Below are 22462 nucleotides of genomic sequence, written 5' to 3'. Positions count from 1 at the left end.
GGATGCGTTTTTGTTGGAAAGATTGACCGTATAATACTTAATCCTTCTTGATTTTTACTTCAACACCTTCTCTAATTTCTTCTGTTGCTACTTTTACTAATTGGTCGCCTTCTGATAAATCACCATAAATTTCTACTTTCCCTTCGGCTTCTCTACCTTTTCTTACTTCTATCCATTCGGCTTTTCCATTGACGATTTTTACGACAAATACTTTTTCTGGGGCATTCGCAACGGCAGCTTTGGGTACAACAAAAGTTTTTTCTGTAGCTGGGAAAGAAATTTTTACTTCGGCAACCATGCCCGGCAATAGTTTCTTTTGACTATTATCAATGTCCATTTCAATGCGTTCTGAACGAAATTTCGTGTCTAAAGCACCCGCCAAACGATTGATTTTTGCTTTAAATACTTCGCTTGGGAAAGCTTTTACCGTAAAAGTAATTTCATTTTTATCGCCTAAATAAGAAGTATAAGCTTCTGGAATCAAGACGATTAAACGTAATTTTTTCTGATCTTGTAAAGTAAACATCGGAAATTCAGAGCCTTTTCCTGAAGGACCTACATAAGCCCCAACGCTGATATTACGAGCCGTAATAAAACCACTAAATGGCGCACGGATTGCCAAGTAATTCTTATTATCTGCAATTTCTTTATAGCTTGATTTGGCGGCATCCAATTGTGCGAAATCAGCATTTTTACGTGCCAAAGCTTGGTCTAATTCATTTGGAGAAATCGTTCCTGCGGTTTTACTGGTTTGTAAAAGTCTGTCGTACAAAGCTTTACTTGCCGCATATATGGCTTCTTGCGATTGTAATCTTGAAGCCGCCGCCGATAGTTGTGAAGAAAGTTCTGGTGCTTCCATCGTTACCAATAACTGTCCTTCTTTTACTTCTGTCCCCACATCAACGTTCATTTTTTGTACAAAGCTGTTTACTTTGGCGTACAAATCCACGCTATGTTTGGCGATTAATTCCCCAGGAATTTGAATCGTGGTTGACATCATTCCTTTTTCCAAAGTAAAAACTTCAACGCTGTGTACTGTTGGTACAGTTGATTTTTCTTCTTTTTTCGCTTCCGAATGTCCGCAACTATTGAATAATATCGTGGCAGAAAATAAGCCAGCGACAGTTAAAATTGATTTTATAGCTTTTGATTTCATGGTTGTATTTGGCTTTTAGCTAATAGCTGTGAGCATTGAGCTGTTAGCTAAAAGTTTATTTTTTTGTTGAAAGATTTTAATCACTCAATCACAATTCACTAACTCATCACTCCCCCATTCCACTCTCATAAATTGTAGGAATATAATGTTTACTTTCCTTGTCTTCTGGGTCGAGCGAAACAGATTCTGTTGATGTTTTTTCTTGGAACCAAGCAAATACCAAAGGAAGTATAATTAAAGCCGCAAAAGTTGAGGCAATCAATCCGCCAATCACGGCACGAGCCAACGGAGATGTTTGGTCGCCACCTTCTCCTAAACCAGAAGCCATCGGAATCATTCCCACGACCATCGCCACACTCGTCATTAAAATTGGACGAATCCGCAAGGCTGCTGCTTCTTTGGCTGCTTCTAAAGCATTTCCAGTTACTTTTCGGAGTTGCTCGGCATTGGTAATCAATAAAACCGCATTGGCAATGGATACGCCGACCGACATGATAATACCCATGTACGACTGTAAATTCAAGGTAGAATTCGTCAATCTCAGCATCAATAAAGCTCCTAAAACCACCGCAGGAATGGTCGTTAGAATAACGATAGATACTTTAAATGATTGGAAATTAGCTGCTAACATCAAGAAAATTACCACAATGGCAACTAATAAACCAGCTTGTAAACTATCTAAAGTTTCTGTCAATACTTTACTTAAACCGATTGGCTCAATGGTTAAACCTCTTGGTAATTCTCCGAGCGAAGCAATGGCTTTACTTACATCTGCTGTTGCCGTTCCCAAATCTTGTTTGTATAAATTGGCCGTTACTGAAAGCGTTGGCAAAGCTCCTAAGTTATCGTTTTCACCATAAATGGTATCGTTTTGAATCGTCGCAACGTCGCTCAGAACGGGTCTTATAGAATTTCGCTGCAAAGAAATTTCACCAATATCACCAACACTAGACATTTTGTTTTCAGGAATTTGTACTTGTACACTATAAGTCAAACCTGATTTTTCATCGACCCAAACACTTTTATCGGTATAACGAGACGAAGATGTAGAGGCAGTAAGTATACGTGAAATTTCACTCATATCCACACCCAATTGCGAAGCTCTTACTCGGTCGATATTAATATTAATGGCTGGATATTTGATGGGCTGACCCAATTGTACATCTCGCAAATAGCTGATTTCGCTTAATTTAGCAATCAGTTTTTTGGCATATTCTTCGTTATTTTTCTTACTTCTTCCTGCCAAACGTACTTCGATTGGCGTTGGCGAACCTTGGCTTAGGATTTTATCAGTCAATTCAATCGGCTCAAAAGAAAGTTTCAAATCTGGAATGGTCGCTTTGATTCTTTTTCTGAAATCGTCTTTTAGTTCTTCCAAATCCACTTCAAAATGTTCATTTAATTGAACTTGTAAAACGGCTTCTTGCGGGCCACTCATAAACAAGTAAATTGGACTGGTTGAAAAAAGTCCGGGATGTTGCCCAACGAAAGCAGAAGTAATTTCAACGTTTTCTTTTCCAACCATTTTTTCAAGAATGGCGATAGATTGAATCAATTTTTGTTCGGTTCGTTCAATTCTTGTTCCTTCTTTTGCTCGTAAACGTACTTGAAATTGTCCGCCATTGGTTTTCGGTAAAACGTCTCTTCCAATAGTACTTAGCAACAAAAAGGCTAAACCAGAAATAACTACTAAATAGGCTACAACCAATGCTTTACGATAAGGGAAAATCTTTTCAAGCATTGCCAAAAACGAATTTTTGAAACGATCGAAAATACTTATTTTTTTAGGAGGATGTTCTACAAAATCTTTTTTCTGAGTAATCTGATTGAATTCTGAAGCAACACTTATTTTAGAAGCGATGAAATCTTCATTGTCGGGCAAATTAGTACTGTGTGGGCGTTCATGCGTTTTCATCAACCAGTTTGCCATAATTGGCACAAAAGTTTGCGATAAAAGGAATGAAACCAACATTGAAAAACCAATCGCTAAAGCCAAAGGCAAAAATAACGCTCCGGGAATACCCGTCATGGTAAAGGCTGGTGCAAAAACTGCCAAAATACAGAAGAGAATCAACAATTTCGGAAAGGCGATTTCCTGACAAGCATCCCAAACGGCTAAGGCTTTGGGTTTGCCCAAATCTAAATGTTGGTGAATGTTTTCTATTGTCACGGTGGATTCATCGACCAAAATACCAATCGCCAAAGAAAGTCCGCTGAGCGTCATGATATTAATCGTTTGTCCGCACAATTGTAAAAAGAGTACGCCCGCAATGATGGAAGTCGGAATCGTCAGGATTACAATCAAAGCTCCTCTGGCATCGCCCAAAAAGAGTAAAACCATTAAACCCGTTAAAATTGCCCCGATTGCTCCTTCGGAAAGTAAGCTTTTTACGGCATTGATTACATAAACAGATTGGTCAAATTCATAAGAAAGAGTAACATCTTCTGGTAATTGACTTTGTAATTTGGGCAAAGCTTTTTTAAGATTCTGAACTACTTCCCAAGTAGAAGCATTGGCAGATTTGGTAATTGCCAAGTAAACAGAACGTTTACCATTGATTAAAGCATAACTTCCTGTAATATCGGCGGCATCTTCCACCACGGCAACATCTCTCAGAAAAAGGTTTTGTACGCCCCCTTTAAAGAGTGGAATTTGCTCAAAATCTTTGACGGTTTTAATCGTCGTGTTGGATGGCGTGATATAATTATAATCGCCAACACGCACGTTTCCAGAAGGAGAAGTTTGGTTGTTGAGACGAATGGCTTCTACAATTTGATCGACCGTCATATTATGCGAACGCATCAATTCTGGGTCGGCTTTAATCACAACCGTTCGCACGTTTCCACCAAATGGAGCAGGGGAAATTAAACCCGGAATCGAACTAAAGGACGAACGAATATAAGTATTGGCAAGGTCGGATAATTCATTATTTGAACGAATTGGACTACTCAAAACCAATTGACCGACGGGTAAAGTAGAAGCATCAAAACGTAAAATAAAAGGCGGTTGCGAACCGGGCGGGAAAATAGCTTGAGCACGATTACTAAAAGCGGATACTTCTGCCGCCGCCTGAGCCATGTTTGTGCCTTGATAAAAAGTAAGTTTCATCAAGGTTAAACCTTGTATGTTTTTGGTTTCTATGCTTTTAACACCCGAAACATAGAGTAAAAGGTTAACGTACTGACGCCCAAAAAAAGACTCCATTTGCGTAGGCGTATAACCACCAAATGGATGTGAAATATAAATCACGGGCATATTCATATCAGGGAAAATATCAATTTTGATATTCCTGATGGCATTGATACCAAAGAACAACAAACCAGCCACTAATACAAGTATCGTGATAGGTTTGCGTAAAGCTGTTTTGATTAAATTCATTATTATCTAGCTTGTTTGATGAGTAAATCGATGTCTCCGTTGCTGGCTGCTTTTAATACTAAAGCTTGCCAAACGTTGGCATAGGCAACGCTGATATTGGTTTCGGCTCTGTTCAACACGAACAAAGCTTGGGTAAGGTCGATGATGTTCGAAAGTCCGTTTTTATACAACACCGCTTTTTGTTCGTAAACATTTCGGGCGGCATCTAATTGAATCGGTGATTCTTTGTAGGTCAACAAAGCATTTTCAATGCGTTGGTCTGCTAAAATCATTTGGCTTTTTAGTTGATTTTCCATCAAATCGTATTCACTTTTTAAGCCTTCGCTGATAAACTGTTGAGCCTTAATTTGATGATTGATTTTGGTGGGCGACATAAAATTCCAGAACATCCCAGCCCCAAGTATAAAATTACTTCTAGAAGGAGCAATGCCCGAAAAGTAGTTTTTATCAACATGATTATTGGTAGGAGAGTAGTCATAGTCAAAACCAGAAGCTTTTGACTGAAATGAACCGAACACACTAATTACGGGTAGTTTATTTCTGCTCAGGAGTTTCTGCGTATTTTCTGCAATACTAATGCGTGATTTTACCAATTGAAGAGTCGGATTATTTTCTATCGCTAATGTAGAACCCAATTGCTCAGGAATTTTACTGAAATATAAAGTATCTAATTGAAAGTGTTTCGTTGGAGTATTCAACAAAATTGCCAATTGGTTGGTCGCCTGTAATTCAATGTTTTGTGCTTCGATTTCGCCGAGTCTGGCGTTAGAAACCTCTGCATTAGTAATCGAAGAATCCACGCCTGCATTCAAACCATTCGCTGTTCTTGCTTTAATTACATCACGCAAGGCCGATACTCTTTTGTAATTCTGTTTACTAATTTCTACGAATTTTTGTGCTGTTAAAAGACTGAAATATGATGCCGTGATTTTAATGGCATGAGCAAACTTTTCTTGTTGCAAATCCAAAGAATCTCTTGATACTTGCGAACGAGCAATGTCCACACTCGCTTTTAAACGACCAAAAGTATATATATCCCAATTGACGTTCGAAGCGTACAAAGCCCCAAAAGCTGTATTCCAATTTTGGCTTGCCGAACTTGGGCCAGCCGCTGCCATTCCCACACCTCTGTAGGGATATAAAGACCCAAATTGCCCGTTGGCTGTTCCATAATTGTTTTGTATCGCCGCAGTTACGTCTGGCAAAAACTGTTTCTGAGCATTTATCACCAATGCTTCCGAAGCTTTTAGGTAATTCTTTTTGGCTTTGATAGAATTGTAATTTTCTAAGCCAAGCTGAATGGCATCCGATAATTTCAAGAAAGGCTCTTGTGCCAGAGAAGAACCAGACGCCAATATGCAGGATAAAAACACTAAAATGCGTCGGTATTTTTGGAACATCATCATATTAAATTTGCTATTGAATTGAAGCGCACACTTATTAGTCTATTGAGTTGACCAAATATATTCAAACATTTTGATTTGCTTTATAGGCTATTGTACCATTTTGATATATTTATGCTTACTCGGAATGATAAATTACTCAGGTAATTTGCTCAATTGAATTATTAGTAGAAAAAATAAAAAAATATAAATAAACCAAGATTTTAACTTTTTGAAACTTTCGGAAAGACTTAAGCCTTTTTACAAAACTCGGTACATTGATTAATTTTCTGGTAATAATTCCCTAACATGGCAAGGATACTTTTGCATTTTTAAAACCCTTTCTTTTGTCAACAACATGAAAAAACATTTTTTCCTTTTTCTTGCGCTTCTTTTAGGAACAAAAGCATTGGCTCAGCCATCGGCTTATTCCATGAAAAATACTCATGCCCACAATGATTACTTACACGATTTACCTTTTTATGAAGCGTATTCTTTACATTTTGGCATGATTGAAGCCGACCTTTTTAAACAAGGCGAAGAATTGGTCGTTGCACATGAAAAAGAAACCATTCGTTTGAACCGTACTTTTAAAACCTTATACCTTGAACCATTGCTCAAACAAATTGCAATGAACGATGGGAAAATATATAAAGATGGGCAACGCCTACAATTATTGATTGATATTAAAGAAGATGGAGAACAAGCTTTGAAACTTTTAGAAAAGCAATTAAAGCCTTATCGTAATTATTTTGACGTAAAAAATAATCCAAATGCTGTTCAAATCGTCATCAGTGGCGATATGCCAAAAAGTACTGATTTTGATAAATTTGATGATATTTTTTACTTCGATGGTCGCCCGAAACAAAGCTATTCTACCAAAAGTTTTGAGCGACTTGCATTAATAAGCACGAGCATTACAGATTTTACTCGTTGGAATGGCAAAGGACTCATCACAGCACCACAATACTTGAAAGTAAAAAACTTTGTTGATTCTGTGCATCGTATTGGCAAGTCAGTTCGTTTTTGGGCAGTTCCTAATTCGCTAACAGCCTATAAAGCTTTGATGAAATTGGGCGTAGATTATATCGGAACGGATAATTTATCTGAATTGGCAAATTATATCAAAAACCTTGAGGCTTTTTCTGCCAAACCAATTGATCAACACATTCCTTACTTGCCTACTTATCATGCTGATGGCATTCAAAAGAAATCAAAAAACATCATTTTCTTGATTGGCGACGGCATGGGCTTGGCTCAAATTTATAGTGGAATAACAGCCAATGGCGGAAAGCTAAATTGGACGAATTTTAAACATATTGGTTTTTCAAAAACCAATTCTGCGGATAGTTTTTGTACAGATTCTGCGGCGGGAGCGACGGCTTTTTCTACAGGCGAAAAAACGAATAATCGCTACATCGGCATGAATACGAAACAGCAACCTTTAGAAAACATTTCAGAAATACTGGATAAAAAGAACATCAAAGTGGGCTTGGTGGTTTCGGAGGAAATTACGGGGGCAACGCCCGCATCTTTTTATGCACATCAGCCAGAAAGAGATTGGTCGCAATTGATTGCAGAAGATTTGGCAACAAGTCCGATTTCATTAATCATTGGCGCAGGGAAAGAAGCTTTCAGACCAGAAACTTTAGCTAATCTTAGTAAAAAAGGAAAAATTCTTGCTAGCATTGATGAACTTAAACAAGCCAAAACACAAGAAAAAACCTTTGTGTTTGTCGATAAAAACGAAGTACGTCCGAAACACGAAGGAAGAGGAGAGTATCTTTCCGAAGCTTTTGAGGCTGCCGTAAAACAATTAGAAAGTACTTCGCCAAATGGTTTTTTCCTGATGTTAGAAGGTTCAAAAATTGATTGGGGCGGACATGCCAACCAGCTAAATTATGTGGCTAACGAAATGTTGGATTTCGATAAAGTAATCGGAAAGGCTTTGGAATATGCCGATAAAAATGGCGAAACAACGATTATCATCACCGCAGACCACGAAACGGGCGGTTTGTCTTTATTAGAAGGCGATTTCAAAACAGGAAAATTAGAAGGTAATTTCAGTACCAACGACCATTCTGGAATTGCTGTTCCTGTGGTTGCTTATGGTCCAAATGCACAACTTTTCACGGGATTTTATGAAAATAATACTATTTTTGAGAAGTTGCTTAAATGCCTGCGGATAAAGTGATGAGCTTTGAGCCGTGAGCTATAAGCTTTTTTAATGCTCATAACTCACGGCTCAAAGCTCAAAGCCAAATATGCTCCCTCGTCAACTAACATATACTTTTGAAAACCTCAATATTTCAACGCTTACTTATTTAACCATTTTAAAGCACAGTTCATCGCTCGTTTCAACGGACGAAAAAGGCTTTTTTGACCTTCAACCTGAAAAAATTGAGCTGAATTATACAGAAATTCCTGTCTATTTAACTCGCATGGATTTTGTCACCGTTACGGTCAGACAAGAAAAAGACGCCATCAAACTCGCTTGTAATTGCAATGCGCCCATCAAAAATCTCTGTGAACATCAAGTACAAGTATTGCTGAATCTGACTGAAAGACAAACGCTTAGAGTATTTTTTGATGATGCTTTACGCCATAATAAAATGGTAGCTTTTGCCAAAGATTATGGTTTAGAAAACGAAAAGAATTTAGACAAATACTTCTGGCTAGAATACAATCCTTTCAAGCTGTCGTTTAAACCAAAATTAAAGGAATTAATCGCTGTAAATCAGGTAAGTAATACGTTACTCAGTAATTCTTTATTACCACAATCAACACTTCCGAATATTCCTTTTGCCCTTTTGGGAGAAAACCAAAAAATGGTGATTGTTTTGGGAAAACATCGCTATTATGACCACCTGATTGTTGAATTGTATGAAGCACAATCGACCAAAGATGGAAAGATAAAAAATCCACTCAAAACGATAAATCCATTAGATTTTATCTGGAAAACTGCTGAAATAGAGGAAGTTAAATTTTATACAAGTATTCTGAAATTTCAACAGCCCAATCATGAAAAATCATCTAAAACACTTTTTGAAGGCTTAAAAGCTTTGGCGAGAAATCCGCTGAATCTTGAAGTATTTTATCATGACCCTAAAATTTCGGATAAAGTAAATGCCAATTCCGTTGTTCCGATTCGCTTGAAATTGTTGAAAATGGACATGAAAATGCAGATTGATTATAAAGATATTTTTCATGAAGTTTCGGCAGAATTACTGATTAATGATAGAGTATATGACTTAAAAGCGCTGTCGATAAAATTTGATTATTTTATTCAAATTACGGATACTTTATATTTAATTGAAAATCCAGATTTCCTCAGAATCATTACTTTTTTCAAGCAGAATAATCATAAAATGTTGGTTCATCGTTCAAAATTTGAGGAGTTCCAAAAGAATATTTTATACAAACTCGAAAACAGGATTCGAGTACATTATTCTTATATCCGACCAGCTACGCCCGCTCAAATTGAAGAAAACACATTTGATGTAAATCAGCAAAAAATCATTTATCTGTCTGATTCAGAGGATTATATCTTGATTACACCCGTTATCAAATACGGAAAAGTGGAAGTGCCAGTACTTTCCCCAAAGCAGATTTATGCCTCAGATTTTAACGGAAATGTTTTCTTGTTAGAACGAGATAATAATGCAGAAATACAGTTTACGGCTGATTTAATCAAGCAACATCCTGATTTTGAAGACCAGCTCGACCATAATTATTTCTTTTTACATCGGAGGCATTTTCTGGATGAAGATTGGTTTTTAGAAGCTTTTGAAGAATGGCAAAACCAAGGAATTACCATTTTAGGTTTTAATGAACTGAAAGAAAATAAGCGAAATTACAACAAAGCACGAGTTACGGTTAATGTAACGAGTGGCATTCGTTGGTTTGAAACCGAATTATCGGTTCGTTATGGCAAGCAACAAGTACCTTTAAAGCAATTGCAAAAATCGCTCAGAAACAGAAGTAAATATGTGCAATTGGGCGATGGAACTTTAGGCATTTTGCCAGCGCAATGGATACAGCAATTCACAGAATATTTTGAAGCGGGAGAGATTGTTGAGCATAAAATCAGGATTCCGAAAAGTAATTTTTCGGAGATTCGACGGATGTTTAAAGAAGAATTTTTGGAAAATGAAGTAAAACAAGAATTGACGCTTTATACCAATAAGCTGAAGGATTTTGAAAAAATTGAAAACGTAGCAATTCCAGAAGCTTTGAATGCGACGTTAAGAGATTATCAAAAACAAGGATTGAATTGGCTCAACTTCTTGGATGAATTTGGCTTTGGCGGTTGCTTGGCAGATGATATGGGTTTGGGGAAAACCATTCAAATTATCACATTTATTTTATCACAAAGAAGTAAAAAAGTACAAAATACAAACTTGATTGTTGTGCCTACTTCGTTGATTTTCAATTGGGAAGCAGAAGTAGCTAAATTTGCTCCGTCCATTAAAATACTGAGTGTTTATGGGAGTAACCGTGTAAAAAGTACCAAAGGATTTGAAGAATATGAAATCATTTTGACTTCTTACGGAACACTTTTGTCGGATATTACTTTCTTGAAAAAGTATCATTTCAATTATATTTTTCTGGATGAATCACAAGCGATTAAAAACCCAAGTTCACAGCGTTATCAGGCTGCTTGTTTGTTGTCGGCTCGCAATAAAATCGTGTTGACAGGTACGCCGATTGAAAACAATACTTTTGATTTATACGGTCAGCTTTCTTTTACTTGTCCGGGATTATTGGGGAGTCTTCAGCATTTTAAAGACCATTATTCTATGCCAATTGATAAGTTTAAAGACCAGAAAAAGGCAAAGCAATTACAGCAAAAAGTGAGTCCTTTTATCCTGAGGAGAACCAAAAAACAAGTCGCAAAAGAGTTGCCTGACAAAACTGAAGTAGTGATTTACTGTGAAATGGGCGAGCAACAAAGAAAAGTATATGATGCTTATGAAAAGGAATTCAGGGAGTTTTTAAATCATAAAATTGAAGGTGATATTCCCAAAGAAAGTATGCACATTTTGACGGGCTTGACAAAGCTTCGACAAATTTGTGATTCACCAGCTTTATTGAATGAAGAAGAATTTTATGGCGGAGAATCGTCTAAAATTGAGGCTTTGATGGAAGAAATTGAAATGAAATCTTCCGAACATAAAATCTTAGTTTTTTCACAATTCGTCACGATGCTGGATTTGATAAAAAAGGAACTCGTAAAGCGTGATATTTCTTTTGAATACTTAACTGGTCAAACGAAAAAACGAGAAGAAAGAGTAAATGAATTTCAAGAGAATAAACAAGTAAGAGTCTTTTTAATCAGCTTAAAAGCAGGTGGGACGGGCTTGAATTTGACAGAAGCCGATTACGTGTATTTAATTGACCCGTGGTGGAATCCTGCGGTTGAAAATCAGGCAATTGACCGCTGTTATCGCATCGGACAAAAGAAAAATGTGGTGGCAGTAAGGCTGATTTGCCCGAATACGATTGAAGAAAAAATCATGCGTTTACAAGCATCCAAAAATGATTTAGTTGGCGATTTAATCAAGACTGATACTTCAATGTTGAAATCATTTACGAAAGATGATTTGTTGGCTTTGGTGGGCGGAAAGCCGTGAATTTAATGAGTTGTGAATGAGTGATTTAGTGATTATTTTATTATAATTGATATAGAATAGTTTTTCATGAAAAATGTTTTTACATTTACTTAAAATTCCCTAAATGGGAATTTCATAATACTACACTATTAATTTTTACGAAAATGAGAATATTCACAAAAGCCAGATTAAGAGATTTTTGGGAGTTATACCCAGATTCAGAAGCAGCACTCAAAACTTGGCATGAAGTTAATGAAGAGTATGATTTTAATAGCCCTAATGAGGTGATTTCCTTATTTAAAGGTGCTGATACTGTGGGGAATAATCGTATTGTATTTAATATTTGTCGAAATAAATACAGACTTATTGCAAAGTATGAATATTCAAAAAAATGGGTATTTGTGAGGTTCGTTGGAACGCATAAAGAGTATGATAAAATCGATGATATAAAGAACATTTAAATAAAGAAATTATGAAATCACTAACCATCAATCTTGATGCAATTGAAATCAAACCGATTACTAATCAAGCTGACTTCGAGCGAGCTTCTGCTTTAATTGATGCTTTGATTGATGCTGATTTAATAGAAGATGAAGCAACAAGAAATAAAGCTTTAGATATTTTAGATGCAATATCGGTTTTAGCATTAGATTATGAGAAAAAGCATTTTCCAATTGAAAAACTTGATCCGATTGAATCAATTAAACAAAGAATTGAGATGCTAAATCTTTCTCAAAAAGAAGTAGCAAAGTATTTTGGAGGCGAGAATCGAGTTTCAGAAGTACTAAATAGAAAAAGACCACTTACGCTGAAAATGGTAAAAAATCTTTATCATGGTTTAGGGATTCCTGCTGAAGTACTTTTAGCCTAGAAACAAAATAAGGCGAGATGAAATCTCGCCTTATGGTTTTTAACAAACACCCTCTTTTACTTTTTCTCTTAAAAGCGTAGTTGCTTTAATCATATTTTTCAAAGCCAATTCTGTTTCTGCCCAACGGCGAGTTTTCAAACCGCAATCTGGATTTACCCATAGATTTCTGGCTGGAATATTCACTAAAGCTTTCTCTAACAAAGCCAACATTTCTTCGGTTTCGGGTACTCTTGGCGAGTGAATATCATACACGCCTGGTCCGATTTCATTTGGATATTTGAAATCAACAAAAGCATCCAACAATTCCATTTGAGAGCGTGAAGTTTCAATCGTAATCACGTCGGCATCCATGTCAGCAATGTGTTTGATGATGTCATTAAATTCAGAATAACACATGTGCGTATGAATTTGCGTTTCGTCTTTCACGCCCGATGCACTTAAACGGAAAGCTTCAACTGCCCATTGCAAGTAATTTTCCCAATCGGCACGACGTAATGGCAAACCTTCACGAATAGCAGGTTCGTCAATTTGAATCACTTTGATTCCCGCTTTTTCTAAATCTAATACTTCATCACGAATAGCCATTGCAATTTGGAAAGCCGTGGTTTTACGAGCTTGATCGTCTCTTACAAATGACCATTGCAAAATCGTAATTGGTCCAGTAAGCATTCCTTTCATCAGTTTTTGCGTTTTCGATTGTGCAAATTCTGACCAACGAACCGTCATCGCCACAGGGCGTTCTACATCACCATAAATAATGGGAGGTTTCACACAACGGCTACCATAACTTTGTACCCAACCGTTCTGAGAAAATACATAGCCAGATAATTGTTCGCCGAAATACTCTACCATGTCATTACGCTCAAATTCGCCGTGTACCAAAACGTCCAAGCCAATTTCTTCTTGCCAATGAATAGATTTTTCAATTTCTATCGCAATTTGTGCATCGTACTCTTTCTGAGAAATTACTCCTTTTTTAAGGTTTGCTCTCAATAGACGTACATCATCCGTTTGCGGAAACGAACCAATGGTTGTAGTCGGGAAAAGTGGAAGTTTTAAGGTTTCCAATTGTAAAGCTTGACGAACACTAAACGGACTTGGACGATGTGAATCCTTTTCTGTCAAAGCCGCTACTCTTGCTTTTACTTGTGGTTTATGAATCAGATTTGAATTTTTTCTACTTTGAATCGCCTGCTGATTTTCAGCCAATTGTTGAGCAAATAATGGAGCAGATGCTGGTTCAGAAAGCTTTTTTAGCACATTTACTTCATTCAATTTTTGTTTGGCAAAAGCCATCCAATTTTTGATTTCTGGTGTAAGTACTTGCTCGTTTTGTTCTAAATCCAAATCGCAAGGAGAGTGTAATAATGAACACGAAGGCGCAATCATTACTCTTTTTTGTCCTAAAGTATCAATTGCTTTTTGGATGAATTTCAAGGACTTAGCATAATCGTTCTTCCAAATGTTTCTACCATCGACAACACCAAGCGATAAGATTTTTTCGGTTTGGGCAAAATCTGTTTGCTCAAAAATATCATCCAATTGCGAAGGACAACGTACCAAATCAAGGTGTAAAGCATCAATATCTAAAGTAGTTGCCACATAGATATTTTCGCCTGTGCATTCAAAATAAGTAGCGACCAAAATATTTAAGTTTGGTACTGCCTTTTTGATTTTTTGATAAGCTTGTTGGAATGCAATTTGCTCGTTTTCTGTCAAATCCAAGGTCAAACAAGGTTCATCTAATTGAATCCATTTTGCTCCACGAGCTGCCAATTCTTGTAAAATATCAATGTAAATCGGCAATAGTTTGTCTAATAAATCAATGCGATGAAAACCAGCTTCCTTTTCTTTTCCCAATAAAAGGAATGAAACTGGACCAATCAAAACAGGTTTTGTAACAATTCCTATTTGTTTGGCATCTTCAAAGTCAATAATAATTTTATCAGAATATCTTTTAAAGTGTTGATTTTTAGTGAATTCAGGAACGATATAATGATAATTTGTATCAAACCATTTGGTCATTTCCATCGCTTTGATGTCGAGCCCGTCACGTTGTACGCCCCTTGCCATTGCAAAGTAAATGTCTAATTCACGGTTGGTTTGTCCGTCCACCAAAGCATGATAACGTTCTGGAATAGCTCCGACCAACATGGCTGTATCCGAAATGTGGTCATAGAGTGAAAAATCATTCGAAGGAATCAAATCAATGCCAGCTTCTTGTTGAAGTTGCCAGTTTTGTCTTTTGATTTGGCGACCAATCCAAAGTAATTCATCTTTGGTACTTTTACCAGCCCAAAATTGCTCAGAAGCACGTTTTAATTCTCTTTTGCTACCGATACGTGGGTAACCCAAATTGTGTGTAAACATAGTAATTGTTGTTTTAAGGTTCGTAATCATCGGGCTTCGATGATTTTTTGGTGTGTTTTTGCGATACACCGAATGAAACTTGAAAACACCACACCGCCATGCGTAAAGCATAAGCACACGCTGGTTCACTGCTGAAACAGTTAATATTCGACAAGTATTTGTAAAAAATCAATGCGTGAACTAAGCCCTAATCGTGAGGGGATAGTCATTGAGAAGGTAGGCAAGTCTCCTGACTTATAACATTTTCTTCATCCTTCTCATTCTTAGAAAAGAACAATGGACAATACTGAAGAAAATTCGTTTCTGAACGAAACCGTTACTTACAGTAGCACGTCTGTTCGTGATTTACACACGATTCCTTTTTAATTTCTAGCAAAAAGCAATTCACTTTTTCTTAAAACCAACCTTCTGATTGACGGGTGTTTACTGTTACGAAGCAAAGGTATTAATGAACAATTGATTGTAGATATATTAACCTTAAATATTTTAAAATATAGATGTTTTAACTAATTAATATATTTATTTAGGATAATACAATAGATATTTATGAAAATAAATGATAATTTATCTTTTTGTATTTTTAAATAACAAGCATTGTTTTTCAAAAATGAATTCAATGATAAATTAAGGCTATGTTATGAAAAAATCATGTTTTGATAACACAGGCTTTACTTTCCAGAAATCTTGCATGAATAACTTGCGCCCTCAATTAAAAACCTAATCCTTATTTTTCTTTTTTGTTTACAATTTAATTATATTGTGATAAAATAAGAATATTCCAATTTACAACACAACAACAATGAACAAAAAACCTTTTTTTAAGACTCAATCGAAGCTTATCCTTGGAGTCTTAGTTGGGGCAACAGTTGGCGTTTCTGCTAATCCAACTTTTGCCAGTAATGTTACTCTTCTCTCAACAAATAAAATAAATGCTTATGAACAAACAGTACTTAACAAAGCAGTAAAAGAAATTACTGTAAAAGGAAGAGTAATTGATGCGAAAACCAAAGAGCCATTGGCGGGTTGTAACATTCTAGTAAAAGATAGCAAACGTGGTATAAATGCCGATGCCAACGGAAATTTTAGTATTACGGCAGATGAAAAAGCGACTTTGGTATTTTCATTCATTGGTTATGAAAAACAAGAAATTGCGATTGCAGGAAAAAGTACGATAGAAGTAGCGCTTGTATCAAGTGCTTCAGATTTAGAGCAAGTTGTAGTAGTTGGTTACGGAAGTTCAACGAAAAAAGATATTACAGGTTCAGTAAAATCATTGAAACCTGCTGAATTCAACCAAGGGATTATCAACTCGCCAGAACAACTTTTACAAGGTAAAGTATCGGGTGTAAATGTTACTTCAGCAAGTGGAGAACCAGGTGGCGTTCAGAATATTAGCGTACGTGGACCGGGTGGAGTAAGAACAGGAAGTACGCCACTTTTTGTGGTTGACGGCTTGGCTTTGGATAATTCAAGTAGTGGTGGAGCAACGAATCCACTTAACTTTTTGAATCCACAAGATATTGAATCAATTGATGTATTGAAAGATGCTTCGGCAACAGCCATTTATGGTTCAAGAGGTGCGAATGGAGTAATTTTAATCACGACTAAAAAAGGGAAAACAGGTTTTTCTTCTTTCAATTATTCTACAAGTTATGGTTTTTCAACAATGGCGAGAGCTTTACCTGTTTTCTCGGCTGATGAATATCGTAAACAAGTACCAGCTTTAGGAGGCGTTTTGGAAGATTTGAAGGCTTCGACTGATTGGCAGAAAGAAATTTCAAGAACAGCACTTACTAAAAATCATAATATTTCATTGGGTGGTGGTGCTGAAAAATTGACCTATTATGCTTCTTTCGGAATTCAAAACCAAGAAGGTATTCTGAAAAACAACCAATTAGACCGTTACACGGGTCGTATTAACGTAACCCAAAAATTATTGGAAGACCGTGTGACTGTCGATGTGAATTTGAATGCAACGAATACGTATAATGAACGACCGCCAATTACAGGGATTATCGGAGCAGCGATTTCTACAAACCCTACTTATCCTGCTTATGACGATAAAGGACAACCGTACTCGTATGTAAATGGTGTAAATCCATTGACGACGATGAAATTGGAAAAAGATGCTACTTCTATTACTCGTATCATCGGAAACATTTCTCCTTCTATCAAAATCATTGATGGTTTAGTCTATAAATTGAATTTCGGGATTGATAATTCAAGCTCTACTCGTGATTTACAATCGTTGGCAAATGCTGTGCCTTTGCAAGATGGTCGTTTAGAAACAATCAATATTACAAATACTAACCGCTTGATTGAAAACTATTTGACTTATACAAAAGCAATCAAAGAACATAGTTTTTCTGCTTTAGTGGGACATTCGTATCAGAAATTCATGTTCCGTGGACGTTCTTACAGCATCAACAAATTCCCGATTTCTGATATTGAACCAATTTATAATCCTGGTTTAGGACAAGAACTTACTTTGGCAAACAATAAGCCAACAGGCTATGCTACAAACGATGAATTACAATCGTTTTTCTCAAGAGTAAATTATCAGTTCAATGACAAGTATTTATTAACAGCAACTTTAAGGGTTGATGGTTCATCAAAGTTTGGAGCAAACAATAAATATGGCGTTTTCCCTTCTTTCTCGGCAGGTTGGAGAATCTCTGAAGAAGAATTCTTAAAAGGGTCTGCTTTGAGTAATTTGAAAGTAAGAGCAGGTTGGGGACGTACTGGTAACCAAGAAATTCCTTCAAAAATCACACAAGCAAGATTTACTTCTGTCGTTTCAGCAGGTACTTCTTATCCATTATCAGAAACTGGCGCATTTCCAGCAGGTACTTCTTATACAAGATTGGCAAACCCGAATATTCAGTGGGAACAATCAACACAAACAGATTTAGGGATTGACTTTGGTTTCTTGAATGGCGCTTTAACAGGTACAATTGATGTCTTCAATAAAGTATCAGGAGATATTTTGTTAGAAGTAATTCCTGCCGATCCAGTTCAGCCAGCAGGTACTTTCTGGACAAATGTAAAAGATATGACGATTACCAACAAAGGTTTAGAATTAGAACTAAACTATCGTCATGCTGCTACAGAAGGCTTTACTTATGAATTAGGTGGAAACGTTACTTTCATTGATAACGTTGTTAAAAATTCTCCTTATTCAGTAATTCCTTCAGGTTCAGCTTCGGGTTCTGGTTTGACTTCAGCAACAATCAACGGTTATGTGAGCGGTCAGCCAATTGGAACTTTCTTCTTAAAAGAATTCACAGGATTTGATGATAAAGGAATTAGTACTTTCCGTGATGTAGATGGCGATGGAATTGTAACGGACAAAGACCGTATCGCAGCAGGAAGTGCTTTACCAACGAAACAGTTTAACTTCTTTGGTCGTGCAAACTACAAAGGATTTGATTTGTCAATCAATTTCAATGGAGTTTCGGGCAACAAAATTTATGACAATACTGCCAACGCAAACTTCTATAAATTAAGATTATCAAAAGGTATCAATACAACGGCAGAAGCCATTGCTTCAACAAACGAATCGGTGAATAACTCCGCTCCAGTATCGACAAGATATTTGAAAGATGGTGCTTTTTTACGTTTGAATAACTTGACTTTAGGCTACAATGTAAATACTAAAGCTTTAGGAATCAGCAAATGGGTTTCTACTTTGAGACTTTCTGTAACAGGACAAAACCTTGCTGTATTTACAAAATATGATGGTTTTGATCCAGAAGTAAATACAGATAGAACAGTTAACGGTATTACTTCTTACGGAATTGATTACCTAAGTTATCCAAAAGCTAGGTCTGTTATTTTTGGCTTAAATATTTCATTTTAATTGACAGTACTGTTATCTGAAAGCAGTTAACCGTTATCTGTTCAATCTTTGGTTGATGCGATGATTGAGAAAAAATCATTTTCAAATCTTCAAATTACCAAATTTTCAAATTACAAATCATCGAAATCATGAAAAAGAAAATATATGTTTTATTCGCTCTAATGGGCATATTATCGATTGAAAGTTGTACCAATCTTGAAGAAGTAGTATTGGATGAATCTTTCATTTCAAACCTTTCTGAAAAACAAGCTGCCGACGGAATTATGGCACCTGTTTACGCAAGGCTTCCAGATATATTTTTACATACTAATTACTTTGCTATTCAGGAAATCTCTACGGATGAAGCCATTTTACCTTACCGTGGTGGAACTGACTGGGGCGATAATGGTATTTACTTGGCTTTGCACGCACATACTCAAACAAGTACTGACCCGAATTTAAGAAATACTTGGAATTTTATTTTGCAAGGAATGTCTCGTGCTATCACGGCTATCAATACTCTACCAAACTCTAAAGACCCGATTGCAAAAACTTATTTAGCAGAAGCAAGAGGGATGAGAGCTTATTATTCGATGTTGACTTTAGACCTTTTCGGTTTAGTTTTCGTAAAAAATGACATCGGCGAAAACTCTACAATTTTGAGAGGTGAACAAGCCGTAGAGTATATCAAAAGTGAGCTTTTGGCGGTTGAACCAAATTTAGAAACAACTGTTGGCCCAGGAAGATTAACAAAAGGAGCTGTTTGGGGATTATTAGCAAGATTATATTTGAATGCTGGCGTATATCGTGACCCTTACGCTACAACAGTTACTTTCAAAAATGAAGATTTAGATAAAGTAATTGAATATACTGATAAAATTATTGCTTCTGGTCAATACCAATTAGCGAGAGATTATTTCTCAATTTTCAATTCGGATAATCACACGAACAAAGAATTGATTTTTGCAGTTGACCAGCGTGCTGAATTGAATGGACATAACCGTTTGGCGTACTTCTCGCTTTCGGGTGACCAGTTTCCATTACCAGCATATCCAAATGCAAACGGTACGGATGGCCCGGGTATTACTTCTGATTTCTACCGTACTTGGGTAAATGCTTATGGTTCACAAGACCCGAAAGTTGATCCAAGATTTTACAGAGAGAACCTTTCTATTTATTCAAATCCTGCGGATTCATGTGTGGCTGCTGAAAACTTTAATATTAACCGTGGTATTTTAAGAGGTCAGCAATATGGTTTGATTCGTAAAAATGGTGTTTTTGTGAAATGTGCTGATGGAAAAATGAAAGTGGGTAAATTGGTTTATGATACGAGAAACAAACCAACATTAGCAGTTGACTTTACAGAACAGATTGATTTTACAGTAGCAGGAAGTAATTATAATACTGGTTACAGAGTAGAAAAATATGAGTTCAGTAAAAAATCGGTAAGTGGTAGAAACTTTGGTGAAGCAGACATCGTAATCTTGCGTTTGGCAGATGTTTATCTGATGAGAGCCGAAGCAAAATTGCGTAGAAGTAATGATGTTGCGAGTGCTTTAGCAGATGTAAATACTGTAAGAGCTGCAAGAACTTACAGCACACCAGCACCCGCTTTGACGGCTATGTCTTTAGATTTATTGTATCGTGAAAGAGGATTTGAATTTTATTGGGAAATGCTTCGTCGTACAGACATGATTCGTTTTGGAAAATTCGAAGATAAATGGACGGAAAAATCAAATACTGATAGAAACAAAAGACTTTTCCCAATTCCACAAACTGCAATTGACGGAGCTTCTAATATTCCAGGATATTTAGTTCAGAATGCTGGGTATTAATTAACAAGAGCATTCTTGAATTTTAAAATCATAAAAAGCGGTCGGAAAACTAATTCAGACCGCTTTTTAATTACTTCTCCTTCGCCATTTTAGCTCTTACTTTACTAAGGAATTCTGCTGAAATGCCAAGGTATGAAGCAATATAATGCTGAGCTACTCTTTGCGGAATTTTGGGATATTTTTTCAAAAAATCAGCGTATCGTTCATGGGCAGTCTGTGCGATAGAATTAATCAACCTACTTTGTGTTGCCGACAAATTTTTCTGAACAAGTAACCTAAATTGTCTTTCAAATTTGGGCGCTTTGGCTAATAAAGCTTCTTTTTTTTCAGGCGTTAACACAAAAATCTCACAGTCTTCTAAAGCCTCAATAAATAAATCAGAAGGTTTTTGTTCGTGGAAACTGGCAATGTCACTTACCCACCAATCTTCAATGGCAAATTGTAAGACTACTTCAAAGCCATTTTTATCGATATAATACTTTCGCATACAGCCTTTTATGACGAATGCTTCGAAATTACAAATCTCGCCTTCTTGTAATAAAAAGGTCTTTTTCTTGATGGTTTTGTATTGAAGATGTTCATTGAAAATGCGTAATTCTTCTTCCGAAAAAGCTACATTTTTACAAACATTTTTATTGATTTGGTCGAAATAAGTACTTAAAGGAGCGTTTGTATTCATTGTAAGATAACAACTTTTAAGTTGCTGAAAGATTTAGGTTCTCCTCAAAAATACAAATAATTTCTAATTATCTTAACCAAAACGCTCTACATCAAAAGCCTTTATGTCGATACTTGTCGGTTGTTCATTCACCAATTCTGAGACTAATTTCCCTGTTGCAGGACCAAGACTTAAGCCCATCATCGAGTGTCCAGTGGCAATCACTACGTTTTTATGTTGCTTCGTTTTGCCAATATAAGGTAAGCCATCGGCAGAGCATGGACGATAACCGTACCAAATTTTATCATTACTTGGTTGCTGAATATCAAACTCAGGGAAAAAGTCTTTCACCGATTTTAAAATGCCTTCTACTCGGTGATATTGCGGTGGCGTTTTGGTAGAAACCACTTCCATCGTACCGCCAAAGCGAATTTTATTGCCATCCATTGGCGTTACGGCTACTCTTCCTTCCGCCAAAATAATAGGATGATTGACTTGATAAGGCGAATCTTCTAAAGTAACAGAGTAACCTCTTCCCGGCATTAAAGGTAAATTTACCGCCACCATTTCTGCCAATTCTCTACTCCATGAACCCGTCGCAATCACAAAATCATCGGCTTCATAAGCTTGTTTTGGCGTAATTACTTTCGTGATTTTTCCATTACTTTTTTCAAAACGAATTACTTCCTCATTGGCTTTCAGTATAACACCTTTGCTTGCGAGGTCTTTCAATAATACTCGCATCAATTTGTCTGGATAAAGATGCGCATCACACTTAAAAAACAATGCGCCCAACCCGTTAATTTTTGCTTGAGGCTCTAAAGCTTGTAAATCTTCATAATTCAGTAAAGTAACATCTAAACCTAATTCCTGTGCTTTTTCTACGGTATGATGTGCGTGTGCTTGTACGGCTTCAGTCTGAAATACTTCTAGCATTCCTTTGTGTTCGTAGGCGAAATCGAAATGTGGTAAACAAGCCCATTCTGCAAATTCATGCTGACTGAGAAGCGAAATATCTCTTAATGGAATGGCTGAATTGGCTACATTTTTTTCGGTAGCACTTTTCATAAATTTCCAACCCCAATCTATCAAAGCAGGATTCAAAGACGGTTTTACATAAAATGGACTTTTAGGATTCAACATCCATTTCAAACCTTGCCAAATAATGCCTGGAGCTGCCAGTGGAATAAAGTGACTCGGACAAACATAGCCCGCATTTCCGTAGGAACAGTTATCCGAAAAATCGCCTTTGTCGATTACTGTTACCTGATTACCAGCTTTTTGTAAATAATATGCGGTACTTAATCCAATAATTCCACCACCTATAACTACTACACTTTTCATATCTTGAATAATTTATT

At 36.5% G+C, this 22462-nt stretch carries 12 protein-coding genes and 1 riboswitch; of the genes, 6 read left to right on the top strand and 6 right to left on the bottom strand.

Annotated features, from left to right (window positions below; genetic code table 11):
- Window positions 1-37: 37 nt before the first annotated feature.
- The 3 genes from VB798_RS22345 to VB798_RS22335 all read right to left on the bottom strand — a co-directional run bounded on the left by VB798_RS22345 (window position 38) and on the right by VB798_RS22335 (window position 5941).
- The gene (locus tag VB798_RS22345) at window positions 38-1156 is read right to left on the bottom strand and encodes an efflux RND transporter periplasmic adaptor subunit (protein ID WP_323689467.1); all 1119 of its coding nucleotides are present in this window, start codon (window positions 1154-1156) and stop codon (window positions 38-40) included.
- A gap of 106 nt (window positions 1157-1262) precedes the next feature.
- Complete coding sequence (locus VB798_RS22340; protein ID WP_323689466.1) at window positions 1263-4535, bottom strand: efflux RND transporter permease subunit; 3273 nt, start codon at window positions 4533-4535, stop codon at window positions 1263-1265.
- A gap of 2 nt (window positions 4536-4537) precedes the next feature.
- A complete protein-coding gene (locus VB798_RS22335; protein WP_323689465.1) occupies window positions 4538-5941 on the bottom strand; it encodes a TolC family protein in 1404 nt (467 codons plus the stop codon).
- 334 nt (window positions 5942-6275) lie between these two features.
- Here VB798_RS22335 and VB798_RS22330 point away from each other — a divergent pair, with 334 nt between their 5' ends.
- From VB798_RS22330 to VB798_RS22315, 4 genes are all read left to right on the top strand, one after another.
- Window positions 6276-8111, top strand: a complete 1836-nt coding sequence (locus VB798_RS22330) for an alkaline phosphatase (RefSeq protein WP_323689464.1) — start codon at window positions 6276-6278, stop codon at window positions 8109-8111.
- A 70-nt stretch (window positions 8112-8181) separates the two neighbouring features.
- Window positions 8182-11550, top strand: coding sequence for a DEAD/DEAH box helicase (locus VB798_RS22325; RefSeq protein ID WP_323689463.1), 3369 nt, complete (start codon window positions 8182-8184; stop codon window positions 11548-11550).
- 143 nt (window positions 11551-11693) lie between these two features.
- Window positions 11694-11990 (top strand): type II toxin-antitoxin system HigB family toxin, encoded by a 297-nt coding sequence (locus VB798_RS22320; RefSeq protein ID WP_323689462.1) that lies wholly within the window; start codon window positions 11694-11696, stop codon window positions 11988-11990.
- Between the two features lie 11 nt (window positions 11991-12001).
- Window positions 12002-12400, top strand: a complete 399-nt coding sequence (locus VB798_RS22315) for a helix-turn-helix domain-containing protein (protein ID WP_323689461.1) — start codon at window positions 12002-12004, stop codon at window positions 12398-12400.
- A 39-nt stretch (window positions 12401-12439) separates the two neighbouring features.
- Here VB798_RS22315 and metE read toward each other — a convergent pair whose 3' ends face one another.
- Window positions 12440-14770 (bottom strand): 5-methyltetrahydropteroyltriglutamate--homocysteine S-methyltransferase, encoded by a 2331-nt coding sequence (metE, locus tag VB798_RS22310; protein ID WP_323689460.1) that lies wholly within the window; start codon window positions 14768-14770, stop codon window positions 12440-12442.
- A gap of 202 nt (window positions 14771-14972) precedes the next feature.
- A riboswitch (cobalamin riboswitch) is annotated at window positions 14973-15190 on the bottom strand.
- Between the two features lie 379 nt (window positions 15191-15569).
- Between metE and VB798_RS22305 the strand changes: the two genes are divergently transcribed.
- Both VB798_RS22305 and VB798_RS22300 read left to right on the top strand, forming a co-directional pair.
- Window positions 15570-18629 (top strand): SusC/RagA family TonB-linked outer membrane protein, encoded by a 3060-nt coding sequence (locus VB798_RS22305; protein WP_323689459.1) that lies wholly within the window; start codon window positions 15570-15572, stop codon window positions 18627-18629.
- Between the two features lie 128 nt (window positions 18630-18757).
- On the top strand, window positions 18758-20443 hold the full coding sequence (locus tag VB798_RS22300; RefSeq protein WP_323689458.1) for a RagB/SusD family nutrient uptake outer membrane protein: 1686 nt from the start codon (window positions 18758-18760) through the stop codon (window positions 20441-20443).
- A gap of 70 nt (window positions 20444-20513) precedes the next feature.
- Here the strand turns inward: VB798_RS22300 and VB798_RS22295 are convergent, their stop codons facing one another.
- Both VB798_RS22295 and VB798_RS22290 read right to left on the bottom strand, forming a co-directional pair.
- The gene (locus VB798_RS22295) at window positions 20514-21122 is read right to left on the bottom strand and encodes a Crp/Fnr family transcriptional regulator (protein WP_323689457.1); all 609 of its coding nucleotides are present in this window, start codon (window positions 21120-21122) and stop codon (window positions 20514-20516) included.
- A gap of 72 nt (window positions 21123-21194) precedes the next feature.
- Window positions 21195-22445, bottom strand: a complete 1251-nt coding sequence (locus VB798_RS22290) for an NAD(P)/FAD-dependent oxidoreductase (protein WP_323689456.1) — start codon at window positions 22443-22445, stop codon at window positions 21195-21197.
- Between the last annotated feature and the right edge of the window lie 17 nt (window positions 22446-22462).

Origin of the sequence: Arcicella lustrica (assembly GCF_034930985.1) — a bacterium.
GTDB classification, from domain to species: Bacteria; Bacteroidota; Bacteroidia; order Cytophagales; family Spirosomataceae; genus Arcicella; species Arcicella lustrica.
This window is presented reverse-complemented; position numbering and strand designations above follow the sequence as displayed.